This is a genomic window from Rheinheimera sp. (assembly GCF_020217005.1).
Classification (GTDB): Bacteria; Pseudomonadota; Gammaproteobacteria; order Enterobacterales; family Alteromonadaceae; genus Pararheinheimera.
Genome location: NZ_JAIWOI010000015.1, coordinates 1 through 10,000 on the forward strand (window position 1 = coordinate 1; position 10,000 = coordinate 10,000).

General features: G+C 46.2%; 8 protein-coding genes. 4 read left to right on the forward strand and 4 right to left on the reverse strand.

The features are described 5' to 3' along the window. Nucleotides 1-312, forward strand: a 312-nt coding sequence (locus LDL40_RS00730) for a DUF4174 domain-containing protein (protein WP_300992697.1), incomplete at its 5' end; no start/stop codon positions are given. 113 nt (nucleotides 313-425) lie between these two features. Here the strand turns inward: LDL40_RS00730 and LDL40_RS00735 are convergent. Continuing rightward, on the reverse strand, nucleotides 426-1,964 hold the full coding sequence (locus LDL40_RS00735; protein ID WP_300992701.1) for a S10 family peptidase: 1,539 nt from the start codon (nucleotides 1,962-1,964) through the stop codon (nucleotides 426-428). Between the two features lie 235 nt (nucleotides 1,965-2,199). On the opposite strand from LDL40_RS00735, the gene LDL40_RS00740 reads away from it, so the two are divergent. Both LDL40_RS00740 and LDL40_RS00745 read left to right on the forward strand, forming a co-directional pair. Beyond that, complete coding sequence (locus tag LDL40_RS00740; RefSeq protein WP_300992703.1) at nucleotides 2,200-3,105, forward strand: AraC family transcriptional regulator; 906 nt, start codon at nucleotides 2,200-2,202, stop codon at nucleotides 3,103-3,105. A gap of 178 nt (nucleotides 3,106-3,283) precedes the next feature. After that, on the forward strand, nucleotides 3,284-4,924 hold the full coding sequence (locus tag LDL40_RS00745; RefSeq protein WP_300992706.1) for a methyl-accepting chemotaxis protein: 1,641 nt from the start codon (nucleotides 3,284-3,286) through the stop codon (nucleotides 4,922-4,924). Nucleotides 4,925-4,930: 6 nt separating this feature from the next. Here the strand turns inward: LDL40_RS00745 and LDL40_RS00750 are convergent, their stop codons facing one another. Beyond that, a complete protein-coding gene (locus tag LDL40_RS00750; RefSeq protein WP_300992709.1) occupies nucleotides 4,931-6,028 on the reverse strand; it encodes a dienelactone hydrolase family protein in 1,098 nt (365 codons plus the stop codon). Nucleotides 6,029-6,277: 249 nt separating this feature from the next. On the opposite strand from LDL40_RS00750, the gene LDL40_RS00755 reads away from it, so the two are divergent. Beyond that, nucleotides 6,278-8,455, forward strand: a complete 2,178-nt coding sequence (locus tag LDL40_RS00755; protein ID WP_300992711.1) for a prolyl oligopeptidase family serine peptidase — start codon at nucleotides 6,278-6,280, stop codon at nucleotides 8,453-8,455. Nucleotides 8,456-8,501: 46 nt separating this feature from the next. On the opposite strand, the gene LDL40_RS00760 is transcribed toward LDL40_RS00755, so the two are convergent. Together LDL40_RS00760 and LDL40_RS00765 are read right to left on the reverse strand one after the other, a co-directional pair. Continuing rightward, entirely contained in the window at nucleotides 8,502-9,215 is a 714-nt protein-coding gene (locus LDL40_RS00760; protein ID WP_300992713.1) for a hypothetical protein, read from the reverse strand. 144 nt (nucleotides 9,216-9,359) lie between these two features. Then, on the reverse strand, nucleotides 9,360-10,000 hold a 641-nt coding region (locus tag LDL40_RS00765; RefSeq protein ID WP_300992715.1), incomplete at its 5' end, for an ArgP/LysG family DNA-binding transcriptional regulator.

Here is a 10,000-nt window from a genome sequence, read left to right on the forward strand (position 1 = left end):
ATTATTCTGGTCAATAACCTTCGAAACCAACAGGCTGTCTTGGCTCTTTTTGACAACAACAAAACTGAAATTAATGAGCGGGATATAATCTGGTTTGTGTTGGACGGGGATGCAGCCCACACCAATTATCAGGGGACGTTGTCAGATGATTTCATCACCAAAACCAGAATGAGCTACCAGCTTGAATCCGGAAAAATTATGCTGATTGGTAAAGATGGTGGCGTGAAGTTTTTGCTCGACCGTATGGATTTGGAGGCGATATTTACTGAAATTGACGCTATGCCAATGCGCCATAACGAGATGCAGCATTGAGTTTGGCCGGTTCTGCCGGGTTGAATGGTTAATAGTGCAGTGCCACTTTGTGGCGATTAGGTCCTAACTTGGTATAAAAAAGGACCCGAAGGTCCTTTCTAGATCAGCTTAAATCAATACTTCGCAGGTTGATCCGGCTTAGGTAAAGTGGCTTTGATAAAGTCACGTAAGTCCTGATTCGACTGACGTAGATCGTCGTAACGCAGGTACATCATATGACCGCTGCGGTAGCCTTTGAAGCTTAACCTGTCTTTCATTTTGCCACTTGGGTCCAACTGCCACATATTGTATTTGGCATCAAAATAGTTGGTGGCACCGTCGTAGTAACCCGATTGAGTCATCACATGCAGGTAGGGGTTTTGTGCCATGGCCTGACGCAGGTTTTCGCCTGTATTGTCATTGCTTCTGTCCCACGGATGCACATTACCGAACATATTGTATTTCACGTCGGTTTTGTAATTTAACTCGTTTTTCAGGTAGTGATTAATAGCTGGAGTAAAAGAGTGCAGCCATGAGGTCAACTCGGCGTTGTAATCCGGCTCTGAGCCTGCATCTTTTTTGTCGATACCCAAATAACGTGAGTCTAAACGGCCCACAGTCTGGCCACGCTCACGCAGCAATTCTTTCCAGAAAAAGTCGGTACTAATATCCAGATTATTCTGCAGCACAGCTTTGACAGATAAACCTGAATACTTCGCCACTTGCTCGGCGATTTGTTGCTTTTCAGCTTGTGGTAAAGAGTTGCCTTTGGCTAAAGCCGGCAGGTAGGTATTGAGCGTGAAGGCTTCTACTTCCGGTAAGTAATCGGTTAAGTCTTTTTGCTGGAATTCACTGCTTAGCGCTTTGTGGTACCAGGCAGTGGCGGCAAAGTATGGCAGGCGGTTAGCTGCATCCACAGGGCCGTCACGTTTAATACCAATCTCAGTTGGAGACACCAGCACCACGCCGTTTAAGTACATCCATTGTTGGTTTTGTAATGCTAAAGCTAAACCTGATACCCGTGTTGTGCCGTAGCTTTCGCCTATCAGGTACTTTGGGGATTGCCATCTGTTGTAGCGACTGACAAAGGTATTGACCCAGTCGGCCAGGTATTTGATATCGGCATTCACACCAAAAAACATTTTTTGTTGCTGTTCCGCGCTTGGCATTTTGCCATCTTTGTTAGGTAATACACGGGAATAGGCCGTATTCACCGGGTTCACAAAAACAATGTCCGCTGTATCCAGCACTGAATAGGGGTTTTGTTTTACGCCATAAGGCTGTAACGGGTAGCCTTCACTATCTACGTTCAGCGCCTTTGGGCCGGTGTAAGCAATTTGCATCCAGACAGAGGCCGAACCAGGGCCACCGTTAAATGAAATCAGCAGTGGACGGCTTTTGCGGTCTTTCACATCCTGTCGTTCGTAATAGGTATAAAAAATGGCTGCCGTTGGCTCGCCTTGCTCATTCCATACCGGCTGAGTGCCAGTATAGGCTTTGTAACTGAAATTCTGATCCAGCACAGTAGTTTTATGTTCTGTCACCACAACAGAGTCCGCATCTATTTGTACTGGGGTGTTTTTGGCGGTTTGAGCTTCTTCAGCCTGAGCCTCAAGGCTTAAAGCAGTTGTGCTCAGGCATAGACTGAGCAACAGAAGTGGACTGATTTTCATAGCGTTCCTGCTGGTATTTTGTTTTTTGTTTTAAGGGGAGTTATTCAGCTTACTGTTTACCCTACAAAACATAAAATAACCATTGGTGTTGAGACTAATTCACTTTAACTTGGGATACCGTGCTTTGTCTGTTGCTCCGTGCTTCTTGCCTAAAAGTCCGGAAAACTGGTTTGGCTGATGCAGACAAAGGTTGTTGCTTTTATACTGGATTTTCATTCCAGTCAGGGAGAACAGTATGAGCATTTCAATAGAACAACAACTTGAACAGCTAAAAGCCCAGCTTTTACCTCATATGCCGGCCTGTGGCAGCATCGAAAGTATTATTCCTGAATTGTGTTTGTACCGTACTGACGACAGGACTGAGATTACTCCGGTGGTGTATGAACCTTCGCTCTGTATTATGTTGCAGGGCGAAAAAGAGGTGTACCTTAGCAATGACCGTATAGTGTACGATCCCTTGAGTTATTTACTGGTACCTGTGACAGTGCCTGCCAGTGGAAAAGTCACTAAAGCCAGTCCGGAAACGCCTTATCTTGCGCTGCGTCTGACCATTGATTTAAAAGAACTGGCTGATTTGGTCATTGACTTAGGTGGTCGGGTGGAGCGTAGTAAGAATCAGGTCAAGGCTATGGCTGTTGGACGAGTCGATGCAGGGCTGTTGTCCGCTATAGCGCGTTTGCTGCAACTCCTTGATAAACCCGCTGATATACCTGTGCTTTATCCTCTGCTGAAACGTGAAATTTTATACCGCTTATTGCTGGGTGATTTGGGCAGTCAGCTTCGCGATTTTATGCTGTTGGACAGCCAGGGCCATCGGATTAGCAAAGTTATTGAAACTCTGCGGAAAAAATACAATGAAACATTAAGGATTAAAGAGCTGGCCGACGAAGTGCATCTGAGTGAGTCAGCTTTATTCCAGGCTTTTAAAGCGGTGACAGGCATGTCGCCATTGCAGTATCAAAAGAAACTAAGACTGAATGAAGCGCGCCGTATTATGTTGCATGAAGGCGTAGAGGCCGCTACAGCCAGCTATAAAGTGGGCTATGAAAGTCCATCACAATTTAGCCGGGAATACAGCCGCTTGTTCGGAGCACCGCCTAAAGCAGACATTGAGAGAGTGCGTTTACAAAGTCAACAGTGAAAATAGGAACTCTCTTTTTTCAGGAGTATAATTTTTACACTTTTATTTGTGAAATTTTGTAATTCAGATCAATGAATTGTCACAGTGCTATGCGATAATCAGAGCACAAAAAGCTGAATTCAGCTTTAGCGCTGTGCTGGTGCACAGTCCCCCTCTTTTGCCTAGGTGTTGAACATCCATGTTTAAATCTAAAACTATTAGTATCAGACTGATCCTGGCGTTTTCGGTACCACTTTTGTTGTTAGTGATCCTCGGAAGCCAAAGCTATTTTTCTGTTCGGGCCATGCATAAACACATTGATACTTTGTATGATGAGCGAATTGTACCTTTGACTGAACTGAAGTTGATTGCTGACGCTTATGCAGTAAACGTCATAGATGCGGTAAACAAAGCCAATGCAGGTGTTTTTACTGCGGAGCAGGCTGTACAGGAACTGCAAAAAGCTCAACTGATCATTAAGGAGCAATGGGCTTTGTATCAGGCGCATTCGATGCAGGCTGACGAGCAAGAGCTGATCCGCCAAACCCAGCAGTTATTCAGTGCCGCAGATACCCAAATTATTGCCGCTATTGAACTTATTTCCTCTAAACAAGGATCAGTGGTTCGTCAGCTTGATAGCATGGATGGCCCTTTATATCAAACCATAGATCCAATCAGTAATCAGATTTCTGCTTTAATTCAGTATCAGTTGGATCAATCTGCAGTGATTGACCAGCAAGCCACGACTTTATACGACGCTGAAGTCTGGGGGATCTGGATTATTACTTTGCTGGCTTTTGCTGGTAGTGCTGTGGCTGGTTATATAGTGACTCAGCGTATTTTACGTCAGCTGGGCGCTGAGCCTATGCAGGTTGTTGCTCTGGTCAAAGAAATTGCCGCAGGCCGTTTGGATCTGAACATCAATCTTGATAAAGCCCAGCCACAAAGTCTGTTGTATTCATTAAAGCAAATGGTTGATCAACTGATTAGTGTGTTAAAACAGGTACAGCAAGCTGGCGCTTTAGTGAATCAGAATTCAGTAACTCTGGAAAAAAACAGCCATCAGGCATCTGCTCAACTGAACCAGCAAAAAAATGAAGTGGTGTCTGTCAGTGCAGCTATGAATGAAATGACTACTACTGTGGCTGCTGTAGCCCATAACGCCAGGCAAGCTTCGTTAAAGGCCGAGTTTGCCAGCCAGGAAAGTGTCAGTAGCGCAAAAGTGATGGACCAGACTCTGCTCGCTATGCAGCTGTTACAGCAAAATATTCTGCATTCAACTCAAACAGTTCAAAGTCTTTCAGCAGAGAGTGAACAAATCAGCCAGGTGATTGAAGTGATCCGTGGTATTGCCGATCAAACGAACTTGTTGGCATTAAATGCAGCCATTGAGGCAGCAAGAGCTGGCGAACAAGGCAGAGGGTTTGCTGTAGTCGCGGATGAAGTCCGTACTCTGGCCAGCCGCACTCAGCAATCCACTCAGGCTATTCAGCAAATTATCGGCACTTTGTTAAGTGGTGTTGATTTGTCGCTGCAATCTATGGAGAAGAGCCGTGACGAAGTGAAACAGGTGGTTGAGCTGGTGAATCAATCTGGCAACAGATTGCAACAGATTAATCAAAGCGCCCAATTGGTTTGGGACATGAGTTCAGAAATTGCCAGTGCTGCAGAGCAACAAAGCGTGGTGGCTGAAGACATCAATAAAAACGTGAGTTATATCCACGCGGGTGCTGAACAAAGTTCGGTCGCTGCCGGGGCTGTATTGTTATCGGCTGAGCAATTGCAACAGCTGTCTGAGAAACTAAAACAACAAATTGCTTATTTCCGCTTACCTGCGTAATCAACTTTAATCTGATAAACGCCATTGATCTAACCAGCTCCAGACTTGTTGCTGCTGTTGCTGGTTAAATTCATGGCGTGCTTCGCTCCAAATCTCAGTGCGTAGCGCTGCCTCAGCGCCATAGGCCTGCCAGACTTTTTTTAGTTGTTGTTGTCCCTGAATGACGCCTTGTACCGGCATCAGTGGATCTTGCCCACCATTGATTAAATACAAGGCCTTTGGTGCCATCAGACTGACTTGATCCGGTATATCCAGCACTGCTGCCAATCCCGGATGCAACAGATAAAAAGCCGATTGGCCTTTGGTTAAATTAGCGCCAGGTTGCAGCAGGTGTTGAAAGTTATTAAACCAGCAGATAGCTGCTGCGGCCTGAACATGCTCAGACAAAGCCGCGACTTGCCAGGCGCGGTAAGCGCCCATAGAAAAACCAACAGCGACAATTTTTCCTGCAGGCACCTGTGGTTGCTGCGCCAAAAATTTGGCCAGTTGCATGTCTTCCCATGCCGACAATCCTGATAGCGAATGCCCTGTTGCCATCAGGTTGGCTGCCAGTTGTTGCTGCTCTTCATAGTGTAAAGGTCCACGCTCACCAAAACCCAAAGTGTCGGCTGCCAGCACCAGGTAACCTTGTTCCGCCAGGGTGTCTCCAATAAAAACTCCGCCATAGTATTTTTTAACCCAGTCCTGTGCTGCTTTTTTCAATGTTGAGTCCGAAAAGGGTCTGATCATTTTCTCTTTGCCAATGTCAAAATATGCGCCGTGATCATGCAGTAATAACACTGCTGCTTTGACGGGTTGATGTTTGGGAATAAGCATCAGTGCTTTGGTATGGCTGATACTACTAAGAGGGATCTGCCAGAGTCCGGCCTGGTAACTGCCTCTGTCTTCCTGCTGAAATAGCCGGGCTGGTGCCAACTGGCCGGGCTCGGGTGCCAACAGACTCTGCAGATAAAACCGACGCTGATGTTGTTGCCACTGCTGCAAAGGCATTTGTTGTTGCCAGCTACCTTTGTAACTTAAAGCTGCTGTCACTGGCAAAGTCACTGTGGCATGGACAAATAAAGTGGAAAAACCTAGCCAGAGTAGACACAGATACTTAGTCATCACAAGGATCTCAACGGTATTTTACTCAGCATACAACAGCCTTAGATTTTGGCTTGATCTTTGATAGGAAAATTCCATAAACAGAACAAGGCCCGTCATTAGGCGCATCTGCCAGGACGTTAATCGTAAAGGGTGCTTTGAGTTAACAGTTTTGTTATGCTCGGTCTCGAATTTTTTTAACACTCACTCCTTCCCGAGCAAAGCAGTTGTTTTGATCTGGAAGGCGATAACATCCGGGGAACAGGATCGATGAGACACGCATTAAGCGCAGTGGCTTTAGCTTTATTAACAGCCTGTGGCCAACCAGCCAACACCAGTAAAACACAAGAAACCGTTATGACAGAAACTCAGACAGCACACCCTTTCACATACCCTGTGACAATAAAAGGTGAGGTGGTAGACAGCTATTTTGGCACTCAGGTCGCGGACCCTTACCGCTGGCTGGAAGATGACCGCAGTGAGCAAACTGGCAACTGGGTCAAAGAGCAAAATAAGGTGACTTTTGCTTATCTGGACCAAATCAGCTACCGCGATCAAATCAAACAACGTTTAGAAGCGCTGTGGAACTATGAAAAAGTAGGGGCTCCTTTTGTTGAAGGCGACTACACTTACTTCTTTAAAAACGACGGCTTACAAAACCAGTCTGTGCTTTACCGTAAAGATAACCGTAAAAAAGGCGAAGCCGAAGCTGAAGTCTTTTTAGATCCGAACACTTTCAGCAGCGATGCAACCACCTCTTTAGCAGACGTGTCTTTTTCTGATGACGGTAAAATTCTGGCCTACTCCATTTCTGAAGGCGGCAGCGACTGGCGCAAAATCATAATCATCGATGTAGAAACGAAGAAGCCAATTGAAGAAACATTGGTTGACGTCAAATTCAGTGGCGTGTCCTGGAAAGGCAATGAAGGTTTTTACTACTCCAGCTACGACAAACCTGAAGGCAGCGAGCTGTCAGCGAAAACTGACCAGCACAAGCTGTATTACCATAAGTTAGGCACAGCCCAAAAAGACGACCCTGTAGTCTTTGGTGGTGTGGACGAAGAAAAACACCGTTATGTAGGTGGTGTAGTGACGGATGATGGAAAATACCTGATTGTCTCTGCTGCCGATGCGACTTCTGGCAATAAAGTCTTCCTGAAAGATTTAACCAAAGCCGACAGCACTTTTGTCACTTTATACGCAGAAGGCAGTGCCGATTTTGAGTTTGTCGACAACCGTGATAACGCCTTGTATTTTGTTACTAACCTCAATGCTCCGAACAAAAAACTGATCAAAATTGACGCTACAGCTCCAGCTGCCGACAAGTGGGTTGACGTGATCCCACAAACGGCTAATGTGCTGGATGTCAGCAAAGGCGCTGGTTTCTTATTCGCCAATTACATGGTGGATGCGATTTCTCAAATCAAACAATACGACTACGACGGCAAGCTGGTGCGTGATGTGTCTCTGCCGGGCTTGGGCACTGTCTCTGGTTTTGGTGGTAAAACCAAAGACACCACCTTGTACTACAGTTTCACCAATTACAACACTGCACCCAGTACTTTTGCCTTTGAGCCTAAATCAGGCGAAACCAGCACTTATTATAAAGCGGCTGTAAAGTTTAACAGTGATGATTACGAGTCTAAGCAGGTGTTTTACACCAGCAAAGATGGTACTAAAGTGCCTATGATCATCACCCACAAAAAAGGTATTCAACTGGATGGTACTAACCCGACTATGTTGTACGGCTACGGTGGTTTTAACGTCAGCCTGACGCCGGCATTTAGCGTGGCCAACCTGGTGTGGATGGAAATGGGCGGCGTTTATGCTGTGCCTAACCTGCGTGGTGGTGGTGAATACGGCAAAGCCTGGCATGACGCTGGTATTCAGCAGAAAAAACAAAACGTGTTTGATGACTTTATTGCCGCTGGTGAATACCTTATCGCACAAAAATACACTTCAAGTGACAAATTAGCTATTCGTGGTGGTTCTAACGGTGGCTTGTTAGTAGGTGCTGTGATGACACAGCGTCCTGATCTGATGAAAGTGGCTATTCCTCAGGTTGGCGTTTTGGATATGCTGCGTTACCACACCTTCACCGCTGGTGCGGGTTGGGCTTACGACTATGGTACTTCTGAGCAAAGCAAAGAGATGTTCGATTACATCAGAGGCTACTCACCTGTGCATAACGTCAAAGAAGGCGTGGCTTATCCTGCTACTCTGGTCACCACTGGCGATCACGATGACCGCGTAGTACCAGCGCATTCCTTTAAGTTTGCAGCTGAATTACAAGCCAAAGCGACAGGTCCTAACCCGCAAATGATCCGCATTGAAACCAATGCAGGTCACGGTGCTGGTGTGCCTGTGTCCAAGCAGATTGAATTAGCTGCGGATATCTTTGGTTTCACCTTGTTTAATATGGGTGTGAAAGAGTTACCTAAGCAGTAATAGCCAATAAGCCAGCTCAACTCTGTATTTAAGCCTGAGCTGGCTTTTATTTGGTCGTGGTATTTTTGTCCTCTGTTTTACTATCAGCCGATGCTCTTTTCTGCCTCGTCTTTTCTAGCTCCGCTTTGACTAAAGGGGCCAACTCTGCGTTGGAGTTATGCAAAACATGGTACAGCTTGAGTTCCGGTGTTTTAATCAGCAGACTGTTGGTTTGAGGCAGCTGACCTGTTTTTAGCCTGTTGCCTTCCAGCCAAAAAAAACGGTCTATCTTTCCTTCGTTATATAAATCAATAAGTTGTGACCAGTCTCGCACAGTGTAGACTTGAGCTTTGTAGTTGAGCTGCAACATTCTGAAGACCTGGTTTTGCGCCGGAATAAAGAGTAGGTTTTTCGGATCTTCTAAATCTGCTTCGGTGCAACTCAGGCCTGGTCTGCATTCTAAGGTCAGGTTAAGTTGATCAAATTGATACACCAACAGCATAGATGGCAACACAGAGGTCAGTTGTCCTAATCTGGCGACATCGCCGTCGACGGCCCCAGACTCAAATTGCTGGATAAATCTGTCACTTTGCATATTTACAAAGCGCACCTTGTAGCCCAGCTTGCGATAAGCTTCTGAAATCCGGGGTTTGAGCTGCAGTTCTATGATTGGATGGCTGACATAGCTGAACACCAGAGGCTTTAGTCTGGTTGTTTCTTCTGCATCAGAGAAAAAACTCCACAACAGCAAGCAGTGCACGAAATAAAAAACCAGTTTCATAGGTCATCAGCTCTGTAGGCACAGCACAAGTGCAGAGGGAAATTTTTGTCGCTTTAGTAAAGACTAGTGTGGCAACCCATTCAACCGCTTTGAGCTTTATGCGGAGAAAATTTTAGGCTTGTGCTTAGTTTCACCCTAAAAAAATCAACCAGTTGCCTGATATAAGCAGCGTCTGGCTACTTGCAATACATTTTGTCTCAGCTGAAACAACAGCGGGCTTTCGCTTTGCCAATAATGCCAGTACAACTCTGTATCGAGACAATATCCAGGTGTTAAATCCACCAAGTCACCCCTCTCAAGCTGGGACTGCATCTGCAATTCCGGCAATAAACCATAACCTAAGCCGGCTAGTGTGGCTTTTAAAAAACCTTCAGAGGAAGGGCACAAATGAACACGCTGCGGTGCACTTTGTGCGACATGCTGCAGGTACTGGTGTTGCAACTGATCGTCCTGATTAAACACCAGACAAGGGGCTGCAGTGATTCGTTGCTCAAACTGCTGATGCAACTGATAGCGCTGAATAAAAGCCGGGCTGGCGACGGCGCGGTATCGCAGTGCTCCCAGTGCCATCACAGCACCGCCATTCACCGGCTGTGGACTGGCACAAATACAGGCCATTACATCCCCTTGTTTCATGCGTTTTAAACCGACGGACTGATCTTCCACCACCAGATCAAAGCGCACAGCCTGCTGCGCTGGCAACACTAAAGCTTCAGGTAACCAGGTGGCGAGGGAATCTGCATTGGTGGCCAGCCGGACCAGTAAATCCTGCGGATCGTCGGACA